Origin of the sequence: Xanthomonas fragariae, assembly GCF_900183975.1 — a bacterium.
Lineage (GTDB): Bacteria > Pseudomonadota > Gammaproteobacteria > Xanthomonadales > Xanthomonadaceae > Xanthomonas > Xanthomonas fragariae.
Map to the genome: position 1 here is coordinate 492,152 of NZ_LT853882.1, position 24,151 is coordinate 516,302.

Annotated in this window: 20 protein-coding genes, 1 other RNA gene and 3 pseudogenes; 11 read left to right on the forward strand and 13 right to left on the reverse strand. The window is 62.8% G+C overall.

Annotated elements, in window-relative coordinates; translation table 11 throughout:
• Window positions 1-134 precede the first annotated feature (134 nt).
• Window positions 135-1,613, forward strand: a complete 1,479-nt coding sequence (locus PD885_RS02210; protein WP_002804044.1) for a SulP family inorganic anion transporter — start codon at window positions 135-137, stop codon at window positions 1,611-1,613.
• On the opposite strand, the gene PD885_RS02215 is transcribed toward PD885_RS02210, so the two are convergent.
• Window positions 1,566-1,808, reverse strand: coding sequence for a hypothetical protein (locus PD885_RS02215; protein WP_087946413.1), 243 nt, complete (start codon window positions 1,806-1,808; stop codon window positions 1,566-1,568). The genes PD885_RS02210 and PD885_RS02215 overlap by 48 nt on opposite strands.
• Window positions 1,809-2,011: 203 nt before the next feature.
• Between PD885_RS02215 and PD885_RS02220 the strand changes: the two genes are divergently transcribed.
• Together PD885_RS02220 and PD885_RS02225 are read left to right on the forward strand one after the other, a co-directional pair.
• The gene (locus PD885_RS02220; protein ID WP_002804047.1) at window positions 2,012-2,224 is read left to right on the forward strand and encodes a hypothetical protein; all 213 of its coding nucleotides are present in this window, start codon (window positions 2,012-2,014) and stop codon (window positions 2,222-2,224) included.
• Window positions 2,225-2,313: 89 nt separating this feature from the next.
• Window positions 2,314-2,390, forward strand: a non-coding RNA gene (locus PD885_RS02225) — sX9 sRNA.
• 17 nt (window positions 2,391-2,407) lie between these two features.
• Here the strand turns inward: PD885_RS02225 and PD885_RS02230 are convergent.
• Entirely contained in the window at window positions 2,408-2,596 is a 189-nt protein-coding gene (locus tag PD885_RS02230) for a hypothetical protein (protein WP_065975429.1), read from the reverse strand.
• Window positions 2,571-2,995, reverse strand: a pseudogene (locus tag PD885_RS02235) (M14 family zinc carboxypeptidase); the annotation flags it as partial. The gene PD885_RS02230 and the pseudogene PD885_RS02235, both read right to left, overlap by 26 nt.
• A gap of 314 nt (window positions 2,996-3,309) precedes the next feature.
• On the opposite strand from PD885_RS02235, the gene PD885_RS02240 reads away from it, so the two are divergent.
• From PD885_RS02240 to PD885_RS02255, 4 genes are all read left to right on the forward strand, one after another.
• On the forward strand, window positions 3,310-4,032 hold the full coding sequence (locus PD885_RS02240) for an ABC transporter ATP-binding protein (protein ID WP_040762254.1): 723 nt from the start codon (window positions 3,310-3,312) through the stop codon (window positions 4,030-4,032).
• Window positions 4,029-5,465, forward strand: a complete 1,437-nt coding sequence (locus PD885_RS02245) for an ABC transporter permease (RefSeq protein ID WP_002804052.1) — start codon at window positions 4,029-4,031, stop codon at window positions 5,463-5,465. Before PD885_RS02240 ends, PD885_RS02245 begins: the two co-directional genes overlap by 4 nt.
• Window positions 5,465-6,733 carry a DUF3526 domain-containing protein gene (locus tag PD885_RS02250; protein ID WP_002804053.1) on the forward strand — a complete coding sequence of 423 codons (1,269 nt, stop codon included), beginning with the start codon at window positions 5,465-5,467 and terminating at the stop codon, window positions 6,731-6,733. The genes PD885_RS02245 and PD885_RS02250 overlap by 1 nt, the downstream gene beginning before the upstream one ends.
• A gap of 83 nt (window positions 6,734-6,816) precedes the next feature.
• Window positions 6,817-8,961 (forward strand): TonB-dependent siderophore receptor, encoded by a 2,145-nt coding sequence (locus PD885_RS02255; RefSeq protein WP_002804055.1) that lies wholly within the window; start codon window positions 6,817-6,819, stop codon window positions 8,959-8,961.
• Between the two features lie 172 nt (window positions 8,962-9,133).
• On the opposite strand, the gene PD885_RS02260 is transcribed toward PD885_RS02255, so the two are convergent.
• The 6 genes from PD885_RS02260 to PD885_RS02290 form a co-directional block, all read right to left on the reverse strand.
• Window positions 9,134-9,805 carry a DUF2894 domain-containing protein gene (locus tag PD885_RS02260; RefSeq protein WP_002804057.1) on the reverse strand — a complete coding sequence of 224 codons (672 nt, stop codon included), beginning with the start codon at window positions 9,803-9,805 and terminating at the stop codon, window positions 9,134-9,136.
• Window positions 9,802-10,476 (reverse strand): OmpA family protein, encoded by a 675-nt coding sequence (locus tag PD885_RS02265; RefSeq protein WP_002804059.1) that lies wholly within the window; start codon window positions 10,474-10,476, stop codon window positions 9,802-9,804. Before PD885_RS02265 ends, PD885_RS02260 begins: the two co-directional genes overlap by 4 nt.
• Window positions 10,473-12,944 (reverse strand): DUF802 domain-containing protein, encoded by a 2,472-nt coding sequence (locus PD885_RS02270; protein WP_002804061.1) that lies wholly within the window; start codon window positions 12,942-12,944, stop codon window positions 10,473-10,475. The genes PD885_RS02265 and PD885_RS02270 overlap by 4 nt, the downstream gene beginning before the upstream one ends.
• A 10-nt stretch (window positions 12,945-12,954) precedes the next feature.
• Window positions 12,955-13,692: a DUF3348 domain-containing protein gene (locus PD885_RS02275; RefSeq protein ID WP_002804063.1), complete on the reverse strand. Its 738-nt coding sequence runs from the start codon at window positions 13,690-13,692 to the stop codon at window positions 12,955-12,957.
• 1,267 nt (window positions 13,693-14,959) lie between these two features.
• Window positions 14,960-15,175: a hypothetical protein gene (locus tag PD885_RS02285; protein ID WP_002804065.1), complete on the reverse strand. Its 216-nt coding sequence runs from the start codon at window positions 15,173-15,175 to the stop codon at window positions 14,960-14,962.
• 9 nt (window positions 15,176-15,184) lie between these two features.
• Entirely contained in the window at window positions 15,185-15,436 is a 252-nt protein-coding gene (locus tag PD885_RS02290; RefSeq protein WP_002804067.1) for a YkgJ family cysteine cluster protein, read from the reverse strand.
• Window positions 15,437-15,678: 242 nt separating this feature from the next.
• On the opposite strand from PD885_RS02290, the pseudogene PD885_RS21860 reads away from it, so the two are divergent.
• Window positions 15,679-16,043: pseudogene (locus PD885_RS21860) on the forward strand (transposase family protein); the annotation flags it as partial.
• A 92-nt stretch (window positions 16,044-16,135) separates the two neighbouring features.
• On the opposite strand, the gene PD885_RS02295 reads toward PD885_RS21860, so the two are convergent.
• Complete coding sequence (locus PD885_RS02295; protein ID WP_065975427.1) at window positions 16,136-17,578, reverse strand: hypothetical protein; 1,443 nt, start codon at window positions 17,576-17,578, stop codon at window positions 16,136-16,138.
• Between the two features lie 884 nt (window positions 17,579-18,462).
• Between PD885_RS02295 and PD885_RS21265 the strand changes: the two genes are divergently transcribed.
• Window positions 18,463-18,630 carry a hypothetical protein gene (locus tag PD885_RS21265; protein WP_002803050.1) on the forward strand — a complete coding sequence of 56 codons (168 nt, stop codon included), beginning with the start codon at window positions 18,463-18,465 and terminating at the stop codon, window positions 18,628-18,630.
• 87 nt (window positions 18,631-18,717) lie between these two features.
• On the opposite strand, the gene PD885_RS02300 is transcribed toward PD885_RS21265, so the two are convergent.
• Entirely contained in the window at window positions 18,718-19,881 is a 1,164-nt protein-coding gene (locus tag PD885_RS02300) for a zinc-dependent alcohol dehydrogenase (protein WP_002803052.1), read from the reverse strand.
• A gap of 259 nt (window positions 19,882-20,140) precedes the next feature.
• On the opposite strand from PD885_RS02300, the gene PD885_RS02305 reads away from it, so the two are divergent.
• Together PD885_RS02305 and PD885_RS02310 are read left to right on the forward strand one after the other, a co-directional pair.
• Window positions 20,141-20,773 (forward strand): DUF4142 domain-containing protein, encoded by a 633-nt coding sequence (locus PD885_RS02305; protein WP_002803054.1) that lies wholly within the window; start codon window positions 20,141-20,143, stop codon window positions 20,771-20,773.
• Between the two features lie 46 nt (window positions 20,774-20,819).
• Window positions 20,820-21,016 (forward strand): annotated as a pseudogene (locus PD885_RS02310) (DUF3606 domain-containing protein).
• Between the two features lie 141 nt (window positions 21,017-21,157).
• Here the strand turns inward: PD885_RS02310 and PD885_RS02315 are convergent.
• Together PD885_RS02315 and PD885_RS02320 are read right to left on the reverse strand one after the other, a co-directional pair.
• Complete coding sequence (locus tag PD885_RS02315) at window positions 21,158-22,909, reverse strand: ABC transporter ATP-binding protein (RefSeq protein ID WP_040762130.1); 1,752 nt, start codon at window positions 22,907-22,909, stop codon at window positions 21,158-21,160.
• Between the two features lie 23 nt (window positions 22,910-22,932).
• Window positions 22,933-24,084, reverse strand: coding sequence for a glycoside hydrolase family 1 protein (locus tag PD885_RS02320; protein WP_002803059.1), 1,152 nt, complete (start codon window positions 24,082-24,084; stop codon window positions 22,933-22,935).
• Window positions 24,085-24,151: the final 67 nt, after the last annotated feature.

Below are 24,151 nucleotides of genomic sequence, written 5' to 3' on the forward strand. Positions count from 1 at the left end.
CAATCTTCTCTGTCCGTCACCATGACGCCACCTTGACCTGACGCATCACGCGCTCGCTGTCCTAGCGAAGGTCCAGGAGTTTTTCGTGTTCATGTGCTCGCTCCGGGTGTTTGCCGGTGCGCGGAGTTATTTCAATGTCAAAATTGTTCTCGTTGCGCCAGCAATGGCTTGGCAACGTGCGTGGTGATGTGCTCGCCGGCATCGTCGTTGCCCTGGCTCTCATCCCCGAAGCCATCGCGTTTTCGATTATCGCTGGTGTCGACCCCAAGGTCGGGCTCTATGCGGCGTTCTGTATTGCGGTGGTGACGTCCATCGCCGGTGGCCGCCCCGGCATGATTTCTGCCGCCACCGGCGCGATGGCGCTATTGATGGTGAATCTGGTCAGGGACCACGGCCTGCAGTATCTGCTGGCGGCCACGCTGTTGGCTGGCGTGCTGCAGCTGATTGCCGGTGCATTGCGGCTGGGCGCGTTGATGCGCTTTGTCTCGCGCTCGGTCATCACCGGCTTCGTCAACGCGTTGGCGATCCTGATTTTTCTGGCGCAGCTGCCCGAGCTGACCGGCATGCCGTGGCCGGTCTATGCAGTGTGTGTGGCGGCCTTGGCCATCATCTATTTGCTGCCGCGGTTCACCACGGTAATCCCATCGCCGCTGGTGGCCATCGTGGTGCTTACGGCGGTGTGCGTGTATTGGCGGATCGATATCCGCACCGTCGGCGACATGGGCCACCTGCCAGACAGTCTGCCGACGTTCTTGCTGCCTAATGTCCCAATGCGTTGGGACACGCTGCGCATCCTGCTACCGGTGTCGACGACGTTAGCAGTAGTCGGGTTGCTGGAATCGCTTATGACGGCGCAAGTCGTCGAAGACCTGACCGATACGCCATCGCAACGCAATCGCGAATGTGTCGGTCAAGGGCTGGCAAACATCGTCGCCGGTTGCTTCGGCGGCATGGCCGGGTGCGCGATGATCGGGCAGTCGATCATCAATATCCGCTCTGGTGGCCGTGGGCGCTTGTCGTGCCTGGTGGCTGGCTTGGCGCTACTGCTGATGGTGGTCTACGGCGCCACATGGGTGCGGCAGATCCCGATGGCCGCATTGGTGGCGGTAATGATCATGGTCAGCATCGGTACCTTCAATTGGAGCTCGTTGCGTGATCTGCGCACGCACCCCAAGAGCTCGTCGGTGGTGATGATCGGCACTGTCCTGGTGACGGTATGGACCCACGACCTGGCCCAGGGGGTGCTTGCCGGCGTGCTGCTGTCGGCGCTGTTCTTCGCACGCAAGGTCGGTCGCATGTTGCACGTGGAAAGCAGCGATCGTGACGACGGCGTGCGCGTGTATGCGGTGCGCGGGCAAGTGTTCTTCGCCTCTGCAGGGCAGTTCGCTTGCAGCTTCGATGTGTTGAACGCACCGTCGAACGTCGTGATCGATCTGAGCCATGCGCACGTCTGGGACATCAGTGCGGTCGGTGCATTGGACCGTGTTGTACTCAAGTTGCGCACACATGGCGCCGAAGTCCAGGTCATCGGCCTCAACCAGGCCAGCGATACGCTGATCGAGCGGTTAGGAACCCATAGGCGCGATGGTGCGCGCTTGCACGTTGGGCATTGAGCCTTGGTGGGTGCTCGCAACGAGCGCGGTTGTTGGTGCGGTCTGCGCCGTATGCTCGCCGAGCAGCGCAGACAGGCGACGGTGGCAGTTGCGGAAGGCCAGCGCGGAGGCCGGCACATCGCATGCGTCGAACGCGCGTGCCTCGGCCTTCCAGAAGGCGAGCAGGTCTTTCAGATCGAAGATCAAGCGCAGTATGGTGATTGCTCGGCAGGCGTGCTGGCATCTACAGCATTGCGCACCGGCCGGATGCAGGTCGATGCAATGTGGGTTATCGGCCTCATGCGGCCGCGGTTTTTAAGTGGACGCGACGGACGTTCACACGTAGGCGCAGGACACACGTGCGCATCACATGGCCGGGAGGAGGGTGACCATGCGGTCTTCTGCCGCTGGAGCTGACCATGAGTAACAACCAGAACGGCAATCAAGGCATCGACGATCCGCGTCCGCCGAATGGTGTCAAGGCACCCGGCAAGAATGAGGACCTGCTTCAGGATGGGCCTGCGCAGGTCAGCGAGATCGATGACGACGACGGCATTGAAGACGACGTGGATGAGGAGGACGACGAAGAGGATGACCAGACGTCACTCCAAGAGCGGCGAAGGAACCTCTGAACAACTCACGACGTAGCGAGTGAACTTAGAGTGGATAACAAAACGACCGCGCTCACCATTAGGCGGGTAGGTCGGTGCTCGGAATCGGCATGTCCTACGCGTCCACTGCGGTTCTATGCGAGCCGTCCGCACCCACCTGGCGACTGCTCGCTGGGTTGTGGTAGCCACTCCTAGGCGTCGCGCTTACTCGGCAAGTTCACGCCGCACCGGATAGCGCCAGCCGGTAATTGCCGCGTACGGCGCGCGCGCATGGATCCACTGCAGGCGCGCGTCGCTATCGGCACGGAATGCGGCATCGCTGGCGAGCTTGCGTTCGAACCCGGCACGTGGGGTGATTGCTGCGCAACTTGCCCGATTTGCCCTTGTGCGCACGCACCAGCCGCAGCTCGCGTTCCTCGCTGGTCCTGCCGACCACCTCCAGGGCAACAGCGGCGAGGCAGCGACCAGACGTTCCAGCTATACGCGCGTCTCCTCGTAACCGGGCGTGCTGGCGAAGTCGCTGCGCTCCAATGGCGTGCTCCACGGATCGCCTGGCGCGACGATCAACGCTTCGCTCGCACCATGCCATGCACGCACCGGCGGCAACGGCGCGGCCGTGTCGATGGGCTGTGTGTTGAGCTGCGCGGTAATGAACAAGGCTGCTCCGAGCAAGGTGGCCGCGGCCCGCTTGGTGCGGCGCGGTTTGCTGGCGGCATCGACGGTGTCGGGAGCGTACCGATCGAATATCTGGACGATCGAGGCGTGCGGGAGAGGGGGCGTATTGGAAGTCATGTGGGGCGTGGGTGATCTCATCAGGGGCAGCACCGGTTGCAAATGCCGGATGGCATCGTCTGCACCGTGAAGCCGGTGATTGCGCCGGTGATTACAAAGCGGAGGTCCTGATCAGAGACGCGGCAGGAACCGCAGTTTTTCGAGCGATCATTTGGATGCGGGTGTCGCCGAAGAAGGCGTAGGGGAGCACGCGCGCCGCTCCCGCCGGCGTGCCGCAGGGCCAATTGCATCGGCCCACCCGAATCAGATCTCCAGGAAATGTGATAACGTATCATTTTGTAATGCGTTGCCTAGCCATGCTTGCCAGCTCCCAAGTGCCTCCCGCAATTTCAATCTCCGACCTGCACGTAGCCTATCGCGGCCGCGCCGTGCTGCAGGGTCTTGATATGCAAGTCGCGCCAGGTACCGTTTACGCATTGCTGGGTGGCAACGGCGCTGGCAAATCATCCACGCTTTCCACGCTGTTGGGTTTCGTCAAACCCACCTCCGGCAGCTTGCTGGTCGACGGCATCGACCCGGTCGCCCATCCGGGCAAGGCGCGTTCGCGCCTGGCGTATTTGCCGGAAAACGTCGCGCTCTACGAACACCTGAGTGCGCTGGAAAATGCCGACTATCTGCTCTCACTTGCCGGCCAGCGCCGCAGCCAGGCAGAGATTGGCCAGGTGTTTGCAGCCGCAGGCTTGCAGCGCGAGGCTTGGAACCAGCGGTTGGCGGGGTTTTCCAAAGGCATGCGGCAGAAAGTGGCCATCGCGGTCGCCACGCTGCGCCAGGTGCCGGTGCTGTTGTTGGACGAGCCCACCTCCGGCCTGGACCCGCGCGCCATCGCCGATTTCAATCGATTGCTCAGCAGCGTGCGTGAGCGTGGCGGTGCGGTGCTGATGGTGACGCATGATCTGCTTGGCGCGGTGGAGGTGGCCGACCGTATCGGCTTTCTCGAAAACGGTCGCATTGCCGATGACATTGGCGCTGGCGACAGCGGTTTGGACGTGCGCGCCCTGCATGCACGCTTCGCACGTCCGCAGAACCAGGCCGCATGAGCGCTGTGCTGTTGGTCGCGCGCGAAGAATTGCGCTTTCTGGCGCGCAATCGCTCCGCTGCCATCGGTGTGGTGCTGTTGATATCGATCACGCTGGTGGCGACGTTAACGGCGGCGCATCATCAGCGTGAGGTCGCCGAGTTCCGCGCGCGTCAGCAACAGGCCGCACAGCAGGCATTCGAAGCGCAACCGGATCGCCATCCGCATCGCGTGGTGCATTACGGCCACTTCATCTATCGCCCGTTACCGGCGCTGGCCGCGTTCGATTCCGGCGTGGATGCGTTCACCGGCAACAGCATGTTTCTGGAAGGGCATCGCCAGAACACCGCCAACTTCGGCGACGTGCGTCAGAGCTCGTTGCTGGTGCGCTTCGGCCAACTGACGCCTGCATTCGTGCTGCAGGTGCTGGCACCGCTGATGCTGGTGTTTTTGGGCTACGGCGTGGTGGCGCGCGAGCAGGAGACCGGAACGCTGCGCGCACTGTTGCTGCAGGGTGCGACACGCTGGCAATTGCTTGGTGGCAAATATCTCGCACTGGCTGCAGTGGCCGGCGCCTGCCTGTTGCCGGCACTGGTGGGCCTGGTGCCTATCGCAGTGCTGCCGGGTCAGACGCTGCTGGTTGCGCTGCTAGTGCTGGCCTACAGCGCTTATCTGTTGGTGTGGTGCGCGTTGGTGCTGGCGGTGTCCATGCTGTGCCGTCGCGGCCGCGATGCGCTGCTGGTGTCGCTGGCCCTGTGGGTATGGCTGGCATTGCTGGTGCCGCGCGTGGCACCGGATGTGGCCAGTGCCGCCTGGCGTTTGCCGACGCGGTTGGAAACCGATGTGGCGATCCAGCGCGATCTGCGCACGCTCGGCGACAGCCACACTCCGGACGACCCGCACTTTTCGCACTTCAAGCAGCAGACGCTCGATCGTTACGGCGTGCAGCGGGTGGAAGACCTGCCGGTGAACTACAAAGGTCTGCTTGCGCTGGAAGGCGAGCGGCTCACCTCAAGCTTGTTCGAACGCTACGCGGCGCGCGATTCGCGCATTCAGAAGGAACAGAATCTGCTAGCACGCACCTTCGCTTTGCTGAGCCCGACAGTCGCGTTACGCGAACTGTCGATGACGCTGGCAGAAACCGATCTGCATGCGCACGAGCGTTTTCTCGCCCAGGCTGAGCGCTACCGCTACACGCTGGTGCAGCAGCTCAACCAACTGCAAGCCGATGCAGTGAGCATGGCCGACGACACCGCGCAGGATGCCGGCGCCGACCAGCGCAAGCGCATTTCGTCTGAGCATTGGCACAAGATTCCGGTGTTCGCGTTCCAGCAGGCGTCCGCCGCTGAGGTGGTACACGCGGCAAACGCTGCGCTTGGCCTGGTCGGAGCATGGTTGCTCGCTGCGCTATGCATGGTGGTGGCGGCCGGGCGAGGTGTGGGAGTGGCGCGCTGATGGTGCTGTGGAAGTACGAACTGCTGTTGTTGCTGCGCACACGCGCGGCGCTTGCCGGATTGCTGCTGCTTACCTTGTTGACGGCCTGCAGCCTGATCTCCGGGCAGCATGCGATCGATGCGCAACGCGACAACATCGCACGTATTGCAGCGCTGCAGCAGGAAGACGATGCTGCGGTGGCCGATTATGTGGCGCGCTCCAGCGATGCCGGCAGCGCGGCTTACTACAGCTTCCACCCCACCTGGGACATGCCATCGCCGCTGGCGTTTGCAGTGGTGGGAATGCGCGATGTGTCGCCGTACATTCTGCGTGTGCGGGCCCTGGGCCTGGAAGCACAGATCTTTGATGGCGATAGCTACAACCCCGAGCTGGCCTTGGCCGGACGCTTCGATTATGCCTTCGTGCTGGTGTTCTTGTTGCCACTGTTCGTGATCGCGTTGCTGTTCGATCTGCGCTCCGGCGAACGCGAGGCCGGGCGTGCACGCATGCTGGCTGCGTTGCCCGGTGCCGGTACCGCTTTATTGGTGCGGCGCGTGGTAGTGCGTGCGGCGGCGGTGCTGGTGTGCCTGAGTGTGCCGTTTGCGGTTGCTGCAACCCTCAACGCGGTGCCGCTGCTGCAGCAACTGGCCGTATTGGCATTGAGCTGCGTCTATCTGCTGTTCTGGGTGTTGCTGGCGGTGCTGGTCGGGCGCAGTCGCTGGCGGCCGGCCGCGCATGCCACTGCATTGGCGACCTGCTGGGTGGTGCTGGCCTTGGTGGCACCGGCGTTTGCACATGTAGTCATCAATCAGGCGGTGCCGGTCAATCAAGGCACCGAGATCGCGCGGCTGCAGCGCGAGGCGGTCAACCATGCTTGGGATATCCCGCGTGCGGAAACCATGCAGGCGTTCTATACGAAGAATCCGCAATGGGCCGATTCGGCGCCATTGACCAGCGCGTTCCATTACAAGTGGTATTTCGCTTTCCACGAAAACGGCGATCAACAGGTGGCGCCGCAGGTCGCAGCGTATCGCCAAGGATTGCAGCGACGCGAAGCGCTGGCGCAGCGCGTCGCCAGCGTATTGCCGCCGGTTGCGTTGCAGGCAGCGTTGACACGCCTGGCGGACACCGATCTGCAAGCGCAGTTGGCCTATCAAGACCGCATCCGCGCCTATCACCAGGCGTTGCGGGCGTTCTATTACGGCTATCTATTCCGCGACCGGCCATTCACGCGTGACGATTTCGGGCGCGCACCACGATTCGATGCGACGGCTGATCCGGCGTCATAGCGGCAGCTGTGTTTTACTGATTGCCTCGGTTTTTTTAATCTGCGACTCGGCCACCGCGCCGTGCCCTTCAGGAGTTCTGCCCGATGTTCGTGTTAACGCCACGCCGCCGTATGGCGCACACACTGCCCTTGCTCAGTGTGCTGACCTGCGCCGGCATCGGTCCATTTGCCGACGCCGCCGAGCCGCAGGCGCGCGATCTGGATGCGGTGCAGGTGCGCAGCCAGTACACGCCGTATCGCGCGTTGAGCGTCACCGGCGCCACCAAGACTGATACACCGTTGCGCGATCTGCCGATCAGTGCGCGTGTGCTCGATCAGACCTTGCTGGACGATGCAGGTGTCACCGATCTGGCCGGCGCGCTGGAGATGGCCAGCGGCATCACCAAGGCCAATAACCTGGGCGGCTTGTGGGACAGTTACTCGATACGCGGCTTCACCGGCGACCCGAATTTCAGTTCGGATTACATGGTCAACGGCTTCAACGCCAGCCGCGGGTACAACGGCCTGCGCGATGCGGCCAACACGCAAAGCATCGAGGTGATCAAAGGCCCGGCCTCTGCGTTGTACGGCCGCGGCGAGCCGGGCGGGGCGGTCAATATCGTGACCAAGAAGCCGTTGTTCCAGCCTCAGCACAGCGTGGATCTGTCGGCTGGTCGCTTCGACAGTTATCGCGCGGCGGTGGACAGCACCGGCCCGCTGGGCAAGAACGTGGCCTATCGCTTGAACGTGATGCACAAGGATCAGCACAGCTTCCGTGACACCGTAGACAGCGACAACACCCTGTTGGCGCCGTCATTGCTATGGATGCCGACGCCCGATACTACGGTGTCGTATGAGCTGGAATTGGTGCGCATCCACGCGCCGTTCGATCGTGGCGTGACTGCCATCGATGGCGATGCCAATCGTCTGCCGGCATCGCGTTTTCTGGGCGAACCGCGCGATGGCGATATCGATCTGCATTCCACCGGCCATCAGGTATTTGTGGTGCATGGTTTGAATCAGACCTGGTCGCTGCAGGGTGGCGCAACCTATCGCGACAGCGGCATGCGGGGATTTTCGACTGAACCGTGGACGCTGCAGGCCGACGACCGCACGCTGCGGCGCGAGCACCGCTACCGCAATTATCAGGGCCGCGATATCGCTACGCGTGCCGAATTGCTCGGCACCTTGCAAGCGGGCAGCGTCACCCACGACGTGTTGTTCGGCATCGACGGCAATCGCTTCGACGACAGCCGTTTTCAGCAGCGCGCCCGCTCGGCGGCCGCGCCGTACAGCATCGACGTGCTCGCACCGCAGTACGGCGTTGCCCAGCCCGGCCGGCTGGCGACGATCACCGATACCGATGAGCGCCAGCAGGTGTGGGGCGTGTATGCGCAGGATCAGATCGGTCTGGGTACGCGCTGGAAAGCCTTGCTTGGTCTGCGCTACGACCATTACCAGCAGGATCTGAACGACCAGTTGCGCGGCGCCACGCAGCGCGCTTCCGATGGCGTGGTCAGCCCACGTGCGGGGCTGATCTTTCATGTCGACGATGCCTTGTCGGTGTATGCGAGCGCGGCGGCGGGTTTTCGTCCCAACAGCGGTGTGGGCGCGGATGGGCAGAGCTTCGCACCCGAGAAAAGCCGCTCGCTGGAGACCGGGTTGAAATACGTACGACCCGGCGATGGTGTGGAAGCGACCTTGGCCGCGTACCGTATCGACAAGAAGAATGTGCTGAGCCTGGATCCGGCCGACACCAGTTTCTCGTTGCCGGTGGGCGAAATGCGCAGTCAGGGCGTGGAGCTGGATCTGCTCGGTCGCTTGACCCCGCGCTTGGCCGCATCGGTGGGCCTGGCCTTTACCGATTCGCAAGTAATACGCAGCAACGCCGCTGCCGCCAGCACCGGTTTGGCCGAGGGCAGACGCTTTCCGAATGTGCCGCGCTTCAGCGGCAACGCCTTCGTCAACTACGAGCAGCCGCTGACCGGCAAGCGCAGTGCTGCCGTCGGTGTGGGTGTGTCGCATACCGGCGAACGGCTGGGGTCGGTGGATAGCAATACCGATTTCGTGCTGCCGGCCTATACCGTCTGGCGGCTGGTGGGCCATTACGATCTGAGCGAGCGCCTGCGCCTGTATGCCAGGATCGAGAACCTTACCGACCGCCGCTACGCCGCGTTCTCTTACAGCGAGCAATGGGTGTATCCCGGCGCGCCGCGCAGCTGGACGGTGGGTGTGCGGTTGCGGTTTTGATCGGCGAGTCGATGTCATCGAGACCGACGCTCGACAGCTGCGCACGTGGCGTGATGGATGTAGCGAACGCTGGTCTTGAGCGTGCGAACCAGGCCCAGCAATCGCGATGGGCGCGTGTCGCTACAGGCAGGGGCCGCATCCGTGCAGAGGCAGCATGGTTCGATTGGTCGATCTAACCGCGACGCGTGGGCGGACGCTTGCTGCGCTTTTTGCCGGGTACGACCGGTACGACGTCATCGTTCGCCAAGGCGCGAGCGGTGTGCATCTGTTCCAGCCACGACAGTGCATCAACATAGCCCAGAAAGTGCTGCAGATAACCGGGCGAGCGCTCGCGCATCAGGCTGACGCAGCGGTGCACCAGTACGCTGGAATTGAGCGGGCCGGCATCCTTGGGCGCATCCTGCAGCGATTGGCGCACCTGGCTTGCGGTACGCACGGTGGCCCAGGTGCGGCGGAACTCGTCCAGTGCCGGCAACTCGGGGAACAACGTTGCATCGGAGCGGGAGGTTTTTCTGCTGTTCACTTCCATCAGTGCCGCATGGCCTGCCATCTGGTCGGTCAGTGCGCCGAGTGCGCTGCGTTGACCGCCCGCGCCAGGTTGCGATGGACTCGGCGCATCTGCACCGGTTAAGTAACCGGGTGGCGTTTTTTTGAGCGTCGCCGCATATGCATCGACCAAACGCGCCAGCTTCTCTTCCAGTACCGCGCGTACCGCATCGGCCTGCGTCTGCGCACGCGTCGCCAACGTCTGCATCAAATGGAAACGCACCGGGTCGATCTGGTCGGCACCTTGGCTGCGCCAGCTGTCCAGTCGCGCGCGTGCGGATGTCGCTTGCGTGCTCATCGCGTCGCTGCGGCCGGGGCTGGTTGTGCGGAAGAAGACGCGCGCGAGGAGGACAAACGCGCGATCGGCGCGATCTCCACGCGCCGGTTTCTTGCGCGGCGCGTTTCGTCGGCATTGGAATCCACCGGCTGTTGCGAGCCGAAGGCCGCAGCGAACACCGACGCTGCCGGCACGCCTTCGGCAATCAAGGCACGCGTCACGGTGAGCGCGCGCTGCGCGGAGAGTTCCCAGTTGTCGGCGTAGCGCCGGTTGCCGCCCAGCACCGGGCGGTCGTCGGTGAAGCCGCTGACCATCAGGATCTCTTCGCGCGAGCGCAGGTACTGCGCTAACGGAGCAGCGAGCGTCTTCAACACCTCACGGCCTTGCGGCTGCAATTGATCGGAATTGAAGGCGAACAGCACATTGCCGCGAATGCCGATGCGGCCATCGACCAGCGTCACGCGGCCGGTGGCCAATGGTGCGGCAAGCGCTTGCTCCAGCGTCTTGCGGCGCTGCGCTTCGGCCTGACGTTGCTTGACCTCTTGGTCCAGGCGGCTGGAAAGTTGCAGTTGCACGCCGATCATGCCGACCAGGATCAGCACGAACGCGCCCAGCAGCACCGACATCAAGTCGCCGAAGGCAGCCCAGATCGGTGTGCCCGATTCGCCGTCGATATCGATCTCGTCGTTCATGCCGTTTGTGCTTCGCCGGTATCGCTGCGGCCACGATCGAGCTGGCGCAGTTCTTCGATGATCTGCTTTTGCGAGAGCATGCTGAGGTCGACCACCTCGCGTGCCTGCGCGACGTAGTAGGCCAGCTGGTCGTCGCTGCGGGCGAGCGAGGCATCCAATGCAGCGGCCACGTGCTGCAGGCGCTCGTTGAGCTCACCGGTGGCGCCGCTGAACACCTGCACCGCCATGCCGAAGGCGTCGCCCAGGCTGGCCACTTCCACTGCGCTGCCGCTGACATGCGCGGCGACTGCGCCAAGCTTGCCGGTCTCGCTGCCGATCTGTTCGGTGAGCTGGCTGCCCACGCGTTGCAGCAAATCCGCCGAGGTGGTGACCAGCGCATCCACCGCTTCGCGTTGTTCGGTGGAGGCGTGATTGACCGCGTTGAGCAAGGTATCCAGCGTGGCCAGCAAGCGGCTGTGTTCTTCCAGCATGGCGGTGTCGCGCGCCATGCTTTCGGACAGGTTCTGGCGCAGCTCGGCGACCACATCGGCAGCGGCCTTGGGCGCTTCGGAGGCGATCTGCATCAGGCGCGCCACTTCGGTAATGGCGGCGCTGGCCTGTGCGTGCGCTTGCGTGGACAGCTCGCTGGCAGTGATGGACAGGGTGTTGCAGATCGCCTGCTGTTGCTGGGTGACGCGTTCGTCGGTCTGCTCCCACTGCGCGGTCAAGGCAGCGCTCATCGCAGTGAAGCGCTCGCTCCACAGCGTCAGGCGCTGGGTGTCGCGCGCTTCCAATGCAGCCTGCAAGTCGGTGTGCGATTGCTGCAAGGTGCCGACCAAGGCCGCGGCGTGCGTATCGAAGCTGGCGGTTGCCGCAGCGAGCGCGCGTTGGTGCTGGCTCGCCAATGCCGCGCTGGCCTGTTGCTGCTGTGCCAGCGCCACACTCCATGCGCTGGCGGTGTCGTTGCCGGACTGATCCATGCGCTTGGACACCGCATCGACCAACGCGGCCGAACGTGCGTCGAAGGTGCTGGCGAACTGGGTGAGCGTGCCCTGCAACTCTTGCGTGAGTGCGTGATTGGCGCGTTGTTGCTCGGCCACGGCCGCAGCCCAGGCGGCTGCCGCAGCAGCCGTGCTGGCTTGGAAACCGGTGCTCAGGCCAACGAGTTGTTGCTGCACGGCCTGGTGCAGACCGTCCTGCACGGCGGTGGTCTGCTGGGCCAGTTGCTCCAGCGTTGCATGCAACTGCGTGCTGAGCGATTGGGTTGTGCGTTGCTGCTCGGCAAGCACCGCTGCCCAGTTGTCGGCGGTGGCGGCATTGCTGCGTGCAAAGCCATCACTGAGCGCGTTCAACTGCTGCTGCACGGCCGTGCTCACGCCATCCTGCAATGCAGTGGTTTGCTGGGCGATCTGTTCCAGTGTGGTCTGTAGCTGCGCGTTGTGCGTTTGCTGCGCGCGTTCTTGTGCGGCAAGCGCGGTGCTCCAGTGCTCGGCCGCGTTGCTGGCGCTGTGTTGAAAGCCGCTGGTAATGCCATCGAGCTGTTGCTGCACGGCCTGGGTCACACGCTCATGCAAGGCCGCGGTGTCGCGCGCGATGCTGGCCATTGTGGCTTCCATCGCTGGCTGCAACGCCGCACCTACGGCGCGTGCGCTTTCTGCAACGCCGGCCTGCAGCGATTGCTCCATCGAGGTGGCAAGGCGTGCATACGCCGCCTCGCTGTTGGCGTAAAACTCGGCTTGCTGTGCGGCAAGACGTGCGTCGGCCGCAATGCTCTGCTGCTCAATGTTGCTCATCAGCGCTTGCAGACGATCGATCAACGCCGGCATCAGGGCGCTCTGCTGCTGTTGCAGCTTGAAGGCCTCGCTACGCTGGTGCGCATCTGAATGCGGATGCAGTTCGGATGCGATCTTCAGATCCAGCCGCTGCATCGTCTGCAGGCGCTCGCGCCGGCACAGTGCCGATAACAGCCCCAGCATGGCCGATGTCGCAACACCGGCAATCGAGGTGCCAAACGCGAAGGCCAGGCCTTCCACTGGCGCCGCCAGCGAACCACGAATGGCCTGCAGGTCGGTGGCGCTTTGCAGCGCAACGCCGGTGCCCTTGAGCGTGGCCATCATGCCGAGCAAGGTGCCGAGCATGCCGAGCAATACCAGCAACCCGACCAGGTATGGCGTCAGCACCGGTGCCGGCAACGCGACGCGCTCGCCCTTGATGCGCAGGCGCACCGCATTGCGCAAGCTCGGATGCAGGCGTTCCAGCCATTGGCTCAACGCCGATGGCGCGGTGGTCAGCGCGGTGACCGCATCTTCCAACGTCGCACTGGCCTGGCGATAGCGGTGCAGCTCCAATGCACCGGTCGCATAACAGGCGCCAATCACCGCTGCGACGCAGGCGCCCAGCGGATTGGAGCCGAGATAACCGATGCCGACCCAGTAAACCGCCCACAGGCCGACGAGAAACACGCATACGTGTACAAGAGTTCTGAACATGACGTCCCAGTTAGCGGGTACGAAGCGCTGCAAGCAGGCCTTCGATCGGGTGAAAACGAACATCCAGTTCGGCGAGCAACACGCTCTGCACGTCTTTGCGAAAGACATCTAGCCAGCCATCGGACACCGGGCGCGGTGCGGCATCGCGGTCGGTTGACGGGCTGGACGCGTACGCGGCATCGCGTAGGCGCTCGAAGTGCGCGCCGAGCAGGTTCGGCACGGTGTTCAACAGGGTCTGCTCGTGTGGGCTCAAGGTCAGCTCCATTACCGCATCCACTTCGGCCAGCCGCGCCATGTCGCTGGACACCAGCGCCAGCAGGTCGCGCAGACGACCACGCAGATCGCCGGTAGCGGTGCGCATGCCGCGTTGCATGGTCAGGTAGTGCTGCCGGAATGGAGCGTAGTCGAGCACGGGTGTGGGCGCATCGGCCTGGGCTGCGGTGCGTGCATCGTCACGCGCGCGCGCGACCACTGCGTCCAGATCGGCCACGCTGCTGGTCGCCAGCGCAGTGCGTACGCGCGTGCAGGCTTCGACATCGAGCGGGCGCGGCTCGGGCAGGTCATCAGTATCGGGCAGCTTGCCATCCAGTGCCTTGGACACCGCGACCGCGCGCGTCCAGTCGATCCACTGGCTCAGCCGATCGGCCAGCGCATGATTGGACTGTGCGAGGTGGGCATCGCTGAGGCGAGCAAGCAGGCGAATGAACGCCGGGCCCGACAGGGACGCCCGTGGAGAAACTTTCGCCATTCTTCCGGTCAAAGACCGCGCATTTTACACGGGAATGTGTGCGCTTCGGCGCTTTGCATGGCGCCTGCGGGTCTGCCGGGCAGGCCGGATCTGGCAGCATTCAGCCTGCCTGATGTGGTGTGTTGCGGGGGATTTCGGTCTCTGATGGCGTGATGTCGGGTGTGAGTAACGCCGGGGTAGACCTCCAACCGCAGTCTGCATCCGACCCTGCACGAGCGCCAACCTCACGGGGCGCCTGCTTGGCCACGGGCACTCACAGCGGCGAGCGATCCACCACCCTGGCAAAAGGGCTTGGCGCAATCGATCTCGCGCAGTTGCTGTCACCAGCGATTGCACTGCGTGCTGGCAACGCCAGCGTGCATGCCGAACACGGCCGCTTGCCGTACGTGAGGATGGCCGTGGCTGAGTTCACTCGATCTTGCCGCGGAATTCACGCACATCTGCCGTCCCTGTTTTTATCGTCGATGCGTCGATGGCAGCGCATGGTTCCGGTGATCACGCACTGCCCGTCGGGGCGCCGTCGGCGATGCGCTGGGCAAGCTGGATCGGTCTTGCCTGACGCGCGTCGCTCGGCATTGCAGAGGCGGGCCAACAACCGTGCAGGATGCAAGTGATCCGGCACCACGTCGAGGAGCTTGGTCGTGAACGAACAAACAGCTTGCGTGCGTCTGCATGTCGTCGGTGGTCCGCAGGACGGGCAGATGCTGTGTGCATCGTCGCCGCCACAGTTGGCGATCCCCGAGGGCTACCAAATCGCGCCCTGGCCCGGCGAACAAGCCGGCATCCACTGGCACCATGAACTCAATCTGGCCTGTGCGCATGAATCTTTGTCGACATGCGCGGTGTATGCAGCGCTGGGCGCGTGTTGGCGGTGCTTTCTGATAATGCGTCGGCAGGAGGCGGCGGCGCGCGTTGGTCAGTGTGTTACGAGTGACCGGCACAAGGTTGCGGTTGTATGAGCGTGCAGTCTTGGCAGTGTGATTTGCAGCGTAAGAACGCCAAACACAACGTCGTAGACCGATGTCAGCCGTGTGCACCTAGCGCGTTCGGGATCGGACTGCTTGAACAACTGCCGATTCTCGGCACCAATCGAGGCTGCTGAGCGATTGCGCGCCAGTTGCGTGGGTTGCTCGCTTGCGACTGCTCGAACTCGGCGGCTGTGCGCGACCCAGCCCTGCGTGATCGCCGGCGGTCGCTCGGCAGGTCTGGGCTCTGCAATTGCTGCACCATCAAGCGACAGCCGCACTGTGGCGTGCTGCTGCGCTGCTTATTCGGCGTCGGTGGCCGGCTTGTCAGCTGCAACGGGAGCGGCATCCGGCGCACCGCGCTTTTTTTCGCGACGCAACGGCGTATCGCCCAGACGCTCGATTGCACCACCGGACTGCTGGAATGCTTCGAGGTCGGCAGCCAAGCGCTGTTCGGACAAGCGGGGTTTGCCTGGCTGGTTGCTCACGGTCATCGACTGGCGGCGTGAATTATTCATCGCGAATCCTCATGCGTTGTAAAGCGTCAAGGGAATGCCCCGGCGGCGTTGGTCGTCGTAGGTGGCACGCACGTCGCGGCAATACGCGCCGGACATGACGAAGCGGCGGCAGATCGCCGGCCGCGTGTCGTAGATCGAGCAACACATGCGAGCAGCGTCGATGGCCACGCACCAACCTTCCTCGTCGCGCGCCATCACGTGCCAGCCTTGCGGTGTCACGCTGGTCAGGTGGTTGGGGATGCGGTCGGATGGGTCGACCATAACGGTGAGCCGGCAACAGACGGCGTCGCAGCGTTCGCAGAGATTCTTGATGGAAAAGGCCAGATAGAGTGGAGGCGACACCGGACTCCGGCCGCCCCTTGCACCATACACCTTGGGTATGCCGGGGTGTGAACCGATCCCCCTTGTGTGCGGCGTCGCTTCGAAAAGCATGCTGGTTTGTGCGTGCGATGCTGCTTGCAGGGTGTCTTCAAGGTGCGTGTCAGGTCATTGCGTGCTGCCGGCAGCACGCCCTCAATAGCATCGTCTATGTCCTGCGCACCGGCATTCCGTGAGAGGAACTGCCCCTGCCACTGGGCGATGGCAGCGGCATGATCTACTGGCTCCGGCTGCGTGATTGGCAAGTCAGCGGTGTGTGGCATCGCCTGCATCGGGTCTTGCTTGCCGAACTGCGTCCAGGCCAGACGCTAGACCTGAGGCGGGCGCCTGGACGCCGCTAGCTGGCGTGGCCCCCCGGGCGGCGCGGCGCCCGGGCCCGACCCAACCAACCGCGGCAAACTCGGCAGGCAGCGGCATTCGGATCGTCGAGCGCAATGGCGTGCCCTTGGCGGTGCGTGTCACTGGCGCCCATAACCACACCTCGGGGGTTTGTTAGCCGCGCCTGGCGGGAACGTCAGCGCACTGCATCGACGATGCGCCATGCAACGTGTTCACACGCATAGGGCGAATCGATCAGCCACCTCAAAATTGTTCTGGATTAAGCCAAAGTTTGGCCTGGTTCACCCCGTCCGCCTCGACCTGTTTGGTGAAGACGCGATACGCAATGCCGCAGATACGAACCATCTGATTATCGCGAACATCATGCTGCAATAGCCATTGGGGAACCTGCTGTGTACCAGGCTTCCAGTTGGGCCCGGTGTCCTTCTCGTCGAAGCTCAGTGTTGACGCTTGCGACATCTCGGTGATGTGCTGCGGCTCTGTCGTTGCTTGATACAGTGCCTCCCAGTCGAATGGAATGTTGTAACTCGACGCCTCGGGCTGGGCTGACGACGAAGGTCCTGTCACCTCGTCCTCAAACATATCGGGATTCCAGTCGCCTTCAGGCGCCTGCGGCCAACCACCCTCAGGAGTGCGTGGAATCATGGAAGAGTAAGAAGAACCCGTTGGTTCAGCTATGCCTCCCAGGTCGGGCAACTGCACGTCAGGAGGATACATCTTGCGCACTTGCATCAGCATGGATTTCATGGAGCTGACATATTTTGGTTTTCTGTGCTGGGTCCAGAGATCCAAATCGCGATCCAACGTTGGGTCGTGCAAACGCCACGCCATTGGCTGCTTTTTATTCTCCTTTAGCCAAGCGGTGAATCGGCCCAGGCGGGATGACATTGCACTGGCGTAGGTTCCCCCGTCAGCATATCTCTTCCCACCGCTGGACTCCCATAAATCATTTTTATATTTCTCTTTGAATTGGTGGTCGACCTCGTAGATTCCACGCCTATTAATTCTCTGCACGAGGTCCGTCGTTCCGGGGTTGCAAAAGTCCCGCAGTTTCCGCAGCGCTCTAACCGACTTTGCACTGCCCGCCATGCACGTGTTCAAGAATTCTTTGGCGTCATCCATCAAATTTTGGGAGTGCAGTCTTCCTGTTTCGCACAATCCCTCTTTACCCTCGGCATGGAGCCATGCACTGAGGGCGCGCAACGAACTTGCATAATCATCCTGGAGAACACTATGCGCACGTTTGATGAATTGTGCATCACCGTCAGGAGCCTTATGGTTGCGATAACCCCGAATATTTACCACTCCGTGGGGGGCGGATTTCGCGTCATGCATATGGTTCAGTGCCGAGAGCAGAGAATAATTTTTATTCACTTTCATGAACGTCAAGGCATCGCTTCTCAGCTTGTCTTTGTCGTTGAAGACCCGTTGTAGACCACCCTTTTTCTCCTGCCTGAGCCAATCGCTAAAACGTATCAACAAATAGGCGTACTGTATTGTGGTCCCGAATTTGGCATCTCCTTTATTGGCACCGTCTACAAACTGCGCGATGAGTTCCAGGTCGGCTGGATGGGGTGTTTCCGCGTTTGGCGAGCCGGTCCCGCGTCGAATCGCGTCGCTTAGCTCGGCGAACGTACTGGGCCTACCGTGCAAGGCTGGACGATTAACTGGCGCCGGACGTTTCACATGAACTGCGGCGTGTGCAACTGCAGCGTCTGCAAGAGCAGGCTGCTGCTCTGTTGTCCCTTGGGACTCAGGCGCAACCGCACGCCAAAGTTGAGGATGATGAGCACGACTGTTGGGGGTCGGGCCGTCGTAATGCAGCGCGGAGGAGGGAGTCGGCGTCGATGTGACGTTCGGGGCCGGATGCGCGCCCGATCCCGGCGCCGAACGCACAGCACATGCTTGGGTGCGACGGCGCTTATTCGGTCGAGCTGCCAGTTCGCTGAGGACGCCAGAGGGCGTTGAGGACGACGGCATTCCGGACGGACCGGCGCCCAGGCTCGCCACCTGGCCAGTCGCCTGCTCTGGCACGCTTTGGTAGGTGCTCTGGGCATGCGTCCGACGATTGCTGCTCTTTGTGCTCCGCATTTTTTCGCTCGCTTCATGATGAAAAAGACGGCTCGTTGTTGGATCTGGTCAAGCTGATGCGGCTCAGGGATATCCACTGAACACCGCCAGCTCTCGCGCATCGGCGCCAATGATGAGCTTGCTTCCCGTCTGTTCGAAGCGCTGCCGATCCAGTTCTCAAGTATCGAACATCGTGATCGATCGATCGCAAACCCGGTGCGCAGATGGCGAAGGCGTAGCGAGTTTGCCGAACACAAACATGAGCGTTCAAGGGGGACGCGCGCTGGCACCGTCATCTGCCTTCGGCTCCTTCCTGGGTTTTGTTAGATGCTTTTAGGTGATTGACCATGCACTGCGTTGCCGCACGGTGCATGGCGCGCGCGCAACGGCGCTTCTGCAACGCGTTGCCTTTGTCGTGCCGATGCGAAGACGGCTTTCATCTGTGCTATCGACAAGGCGCCGTAACGTGAGGCATTCCCCACCGCGCAGCAGCAGATCCCATGAGCATATCCAACCAGATGCCGTCAGCGCACGATCAGGCCAACGGTCACAACGACGCGCACAACGACAAGAAAAAGCAGGACACGCTGCAGGACGAAGCTGCGGAAGAAACCTTCCCGGCCAGCGATCCTGTGTCGCCGTTCGTGCCGGCCAAACCGCTGGACTGAGCAACCTGTGCGGTTGTATCAACGCAGACGGCGCGGCCAAGGACCGCGCCGTCTGCGTATTAGCATCGCCATCGCCATCGCCAACGCTTACGGAGTCAGCACCACCTTGCGGCAATCTTCCAGCTTCTTGTCGAACACCTCATAGCCGCGCGCTGCCTCGGCCAGTGGCATGCGGTGCGAAATGATTGAAGTCGGCTTGAGCTCGCCATTGCCGATGCGCTCCAGCAAGTGCGGCATGTGTTTTTGCACATGCGTCTGGCCCATCTTGAAGGTCAGGCCCTTGTCGAACGCATCGCCGAACATGAAGGCATGGATGAAGCCGGCATACACACCCGGCACGCTGACCACGCCGCAGCGCCGCGTTGCCGCAATGCACTGACGAATCGCGACGCCGCTGCTGCCTTCCAGCTTCAAGTTGGTAAGCGCGGTTTCGATCGAGCTGCCTTCGGCCTCGAAGCCCACCGCCTCGATGCTGGCATCCACGCCACGGCCATCGGTCTGCGACACGATCACATCGGCCGGGTCGTCGATCTGGTCGAAATTGATCGGAATGACGCCGTAGGTTTTGGAGGCGAAGTCGAGCCTATACGCATGCCGATCGACCATGAAGATGCGTTCGGCACCGAGCATGCGGCAGCACGCTGCAGCCATCAGGCCGACCGGGCCCGCGCCGAAGATGGCCACCGTCGAGCGTTGTTTGACGCCGGCATCGACTATCGCCTGATAGCCGGTCGGCAGGATGTCGGACAGAAACAGGACTTGTTCGTCGTGCAACGCATCGGGCACCACCAGCGGACCGACATTGGCCTTGGGCACGCGGACGTATTCGGCCTGGCCGCCGGACAAACCGCCATACAAATGGCTGAAACCGAACAGGGCCGCAGGCGGGCGCATGTCTTTGTGATTGAGCGCCGCCCCCTTGCCGCTGTTGGTGGTCTCGCAGGCAGAGAACTCCTGCAGCAGGCAATGAAAACACCGCCCGCAGGCAACCACGAATGGGATTACCACGCGGTCGCCCGGCGTCACTGCAGTGACATCCGGCCCAACCTCTTCGACGATGCCCATGAACTCGTGGCCGAGAATATCGCCGGGCCGCAGGTCGGGAATCTTGCCGTGATACAGATGCAGATCCGAGCCGCAAATGGCAGTGGCGGTGACACGCAGGATCAGATCGTCGCGTTCGACCAAGTGCGGATCGGGCACTGTTTCGACCCGTACATCGCGTGAGCCGTGGTAGTTGAGGGCAAGCATGTCGATCTCCTGAAGGCCGTCGGTACGCGGCAACGCCATGCAGTGTTCGTTCAACCCCGTTAAACCCATCAGCACGGTGCGTGCGCACGGTGTGGACGCGCACGATCAGCGACGCCGCGTTGATGCCCAGGTCACATCTGGATAACCCACGCCCTCGCACCCTGGCTGCACGTGCTGGAACGCATGCAACTCGGCATGCATCGCCCATGTGAACTCAACAATCAACGATCGCCAAGCAACGATCACTCAGGAGGCAAGAATGGAAATTTTCAAGATGGTGACCGCCGGTGCGGTCGGCTATGTGGCCTACAAGGCGTGGCAGCGTCGTCAGGGTCAGGCCGAGGACACCCAAAACGCGCAAGGCGCGCCGCATGACATGCACAAGGCACCTGTCGCCCTCGGTGCCACACCGCCGCACGGTGACCCGCTGCGTGACAGCGTGGGTGGTGCCCGCGACCGCAAACAGATGCTGGGTGCGCTGGCGGCGTTCAATGAGCAGGAACGCACTCTTGCGCAGCTGGCCGTGGCCAAAGGTGTCGAAGGGGAAGTGCTCGACTTCGCACGCAAGATGGACGAAGCACATAGCGCTGCGCTGACCGACCTCAGCCGCTTTGCCCCTGATCGCAACGGTACGCTGGGCCAAGCTGCATCCGCGCGCTCTGAAGGCACGCGCAAGCGTTTGGAAGACCTGCATGGGCAGCAGTTCGAATCGCAATACCTGCAAGCTAGCGTGATCAGCCACGAACAGGCGCTGGCGTTACTCGATACGCAGCTGAGCAGCGAGCCGGGCTCCAGCGATCTGGGCGAGGAACTGCAGCGTGCGCGCGAAACCATCGCCGAGCATCTGGAACACGCCAAAGCCTTGCGTGCCAAGCAGGGCCAGCCGCACTGACACTTGCTCCACCGGCTGCAGACTCGGCAACGCATCAGAGATCGCCATGGGCGAACCACAGGACGCAAATCGTCAACCCACCGACCTTCATAAACCGAAATGCATAACGTGAGCATCAACCAGGAATGGCAGTTGCAGTGCTGGGCGCGCGAACTGCCGATCTCCGAGGACGACCTCAACAACGCGGTGCAGAAGATGGGCAACCTGATCACCACGTTGCGCGACTATCTAACGCCGCATTGAGTATCAGATGTCGACCACGAAAGCAGGCAGCACGCGCTGCCTGTTTTTGTTGATGCCGATGATCGATCCAGTCTGATGCCAGTACCGTGTATCGAACCGTGCAGCGCTGCAATCGAGCGCGCATCACGCATCGCAATCGGACTATAGCCCCTCCGGCGCAGCCTGCTCGAATCCCGCCGCCTGGCGCTGCCACAAGCCATCGAAGACGCCGCCGCGGCCGCGCAATTGCGCAGGGTCGCCGTCTTCCACCACGCGGCCTTCCTGTAACACCACGATGCGATCGAAGCCGATCACGGTGGATAGGCGATGGGCCACCGCAAGCACGGTGCGGTCGCGCATCAGATGATCCAGCGCGGCCTGAATTTCCGCTTCCGATTCGGTGTCCAGCGCCGAGGTCGCCTCATCCAGGATCAGGATCGGCGCATCCTTGAGGAATGCGCGTGCAATGCCTAGCCGTTGCCGCTGGCCACCGGACAACATCACCCCACGCTCGCCGACCTGGGTGTCATAGCCTTCGGGCAATTGTCGAATGAAGCCATCGCAGAATGCATGGCGCGCTGCTTCGTGCACCTCCGCATCGCTGGCGTCCGGCCGGCCATAGCGGATGTTGTCGCCGATGCTGCGGTTGAACAGTGCGGTTTCCTGCGGCACCACGGCGATCTTCTCGCGCAGGCTGTCCTGGCTGACGCTGCGGATGTCTTGCCCGTCGATCAGCACGCGCCCGGACTCCACATCGTCCAGCCGCTGGATCAGCGCGATCAATGTGGACTTGCCGGCACCGGACGGGCCGACGATGCCCACCTTTTGGCCTGCCGGAATATGCAGGTTCAATCCGTCCAGTACCGCTGCCCGATCGGGATAAGCAAATCGCACCTGTTCAAAACGCACATCGCCCTCTGCCAGCGCCAACGGTGCATCCGAATCGACGATGGCGTGTGGTTGCAGAATGATATGCAGCGTATCGGCGATGGCGCCCAGTTGCTGGGTGGTATCCAGCAGGGTCAGCGCCAGATCGCGCGAGCCTTGCAGGATGCGGAAAGTCAGCGCGCTGACCAACACCACATCGCCTGCACTCACTGCGCTGGCGCGCCACATGCTGATCGCCCAGATCAACATGCCGCCGGCCATGAGCGACAAACAGAGGTCGTGGATCACGCGGGCTTTTTCCACGTACATCCAGCTGCGCCGATGTGCGACTGCCTCGTGCCCGATCTGCTCGGCCAGCCGCGCGCTTTCGCGATCGCGCGCGGCAAACGCCTTGATCGTCCACACATTGGACACCGCATCGACCAATTCGCCGCCCACGCGTGCAGCCTGTGCAGCAAAGCGCTGATGTTTGGCGCGACCACGGATGCCGAAGCTGGTGATGATGGCCGCCACAATCCCGATGAAGCCGACCAGGGTGGCCGCCATGCGCCAGTCCACTGTCAACAGCAACACGATTGCGCCGATGAAGTCCACGATCGGCGGCACGATTTTCCACGCCAACCCGCCGAAGATCTGCCCGGAAGCGCTGCCGAGCGCGGTGATGCGGTTGCCCAGTGCACCGCCGAAATGCTCGGTGAAATAGCGCATCGGGTGGCCGGTGAGATGGCGGAACAGATCCACGCGGATATCCACCACGCTGGCCACCACGGTGCGGCAACCCAGCCAGCCGCCAAGCCGCCATAACAGGTTTTCGATCGCGATCAGGCTGATGAAAACGCCCAGCGGCAGCCATACATCGGCTTGGCTGCGTCGGTCGGTGGCCATCGCGTCCACCAGTACCTTCATGCCGTATTGCACGCAGACCGCGCAGCCGGCGGCGCCGACGATCAACAGCAGCAGACCACCAAAATGCCAGGGAAGTTGGCAGACGTAATGCCAGAGGAAACGTACCGGTGTGTCCGGCAAGAGATCGGGTTGTGCGGCGATTTTCACGTGCCGATGTCGGCCAGCGCGGACTGCGGTGCGCGCTGGCCGAAGCGGTCATGCTCGCGCCGCAACTGTTCGGCCAGGCCGGCATGCAGCGGCCGCTCCCCGTGCTCATCCGCGTAACCAAACAGGCCTGTCGGACAATGGCGATAATTTTCCCAGCCCGGATAGTCCAGCACCGGATACAGGCAGATGCCTTCCATGGCCACGCCTTGCTGCAAGGCCAGCGCGACTTCGCTGCCGACGTGCTCGAGCCACGGGCCGCGTTGATCGGCTTCGGCACCGGTTTCGGCGACGAACATCGGGCGGCGATAGCGCTGCCAGAACTCCTGCATGATGGTCGAGAACGGGCGGTGGTCGGCAGAGCTTCGCAGGATCGGCACGCCGCCGAGATACCACTGATTGTCCGAGTAATAATTGACGCCGATGATGTCCAGATACTGCGGCGCCCCACCCAGGCCGGGCCACTGTTTTCCGAACAGCATGTCCCAGGCTTCGAACTGCGCCAGGCGCAAGCGTTCGGCTTCGCGTCGCGGGCCGGGGCGATCGTTTGACGGCACCACATGGATCGCAGGATCCACCTGCACGAAACGCGCGCGCGGCTCGACCTGCCGCATTGCGTCGATCGCGGCAATGGTGGCACGCACCAGTTGATGCTTGAGCTCGAAGCCGCGCCCGCGTCCCATCGGATGCATGTGTGCGTGATCGCCGCCATTCCACGCCCAGAACGAGATCTCGTTGAGCGGCGCATAGAATGGCACCGCGTCGGTTTCGTTTTTGATGCACTGCGCGGCCGCCGCGGCGAACCGCGCGAAGCGGTCGACGAATTGCGGCGTCCAGATATCCACATCATCCGGCCAGCCGTAATGGCACAGGTCCCAGATCACCTGCATGCCGGCCGCATTGGCGGCATGCAGCATCGGTAAAAAGCTGGACCAATCGTAATGCCCGGGGCGTTGCTCGATCAGGTGCCAACGCAAGCCATCGCGCACAGTGCGCAAGCCGTGCGCGGACACCGCCTGGTAATCCTTTGCGGCCCAACGGTCGTGCTTGGTGCCGGCGATCAGGTCCAGCCGACGCCCATCGCGGCGACGGTGGCTCGAACACTCGAATCCGGCCATGAAAAAACTCTCGAACACTGTGGGGGTATGCATCTGACATCCTGCTGCACGCTCGGCTGCGCGTTGGCAGCCGAGCGTCAATGACTGCCCCGCAGCGGGA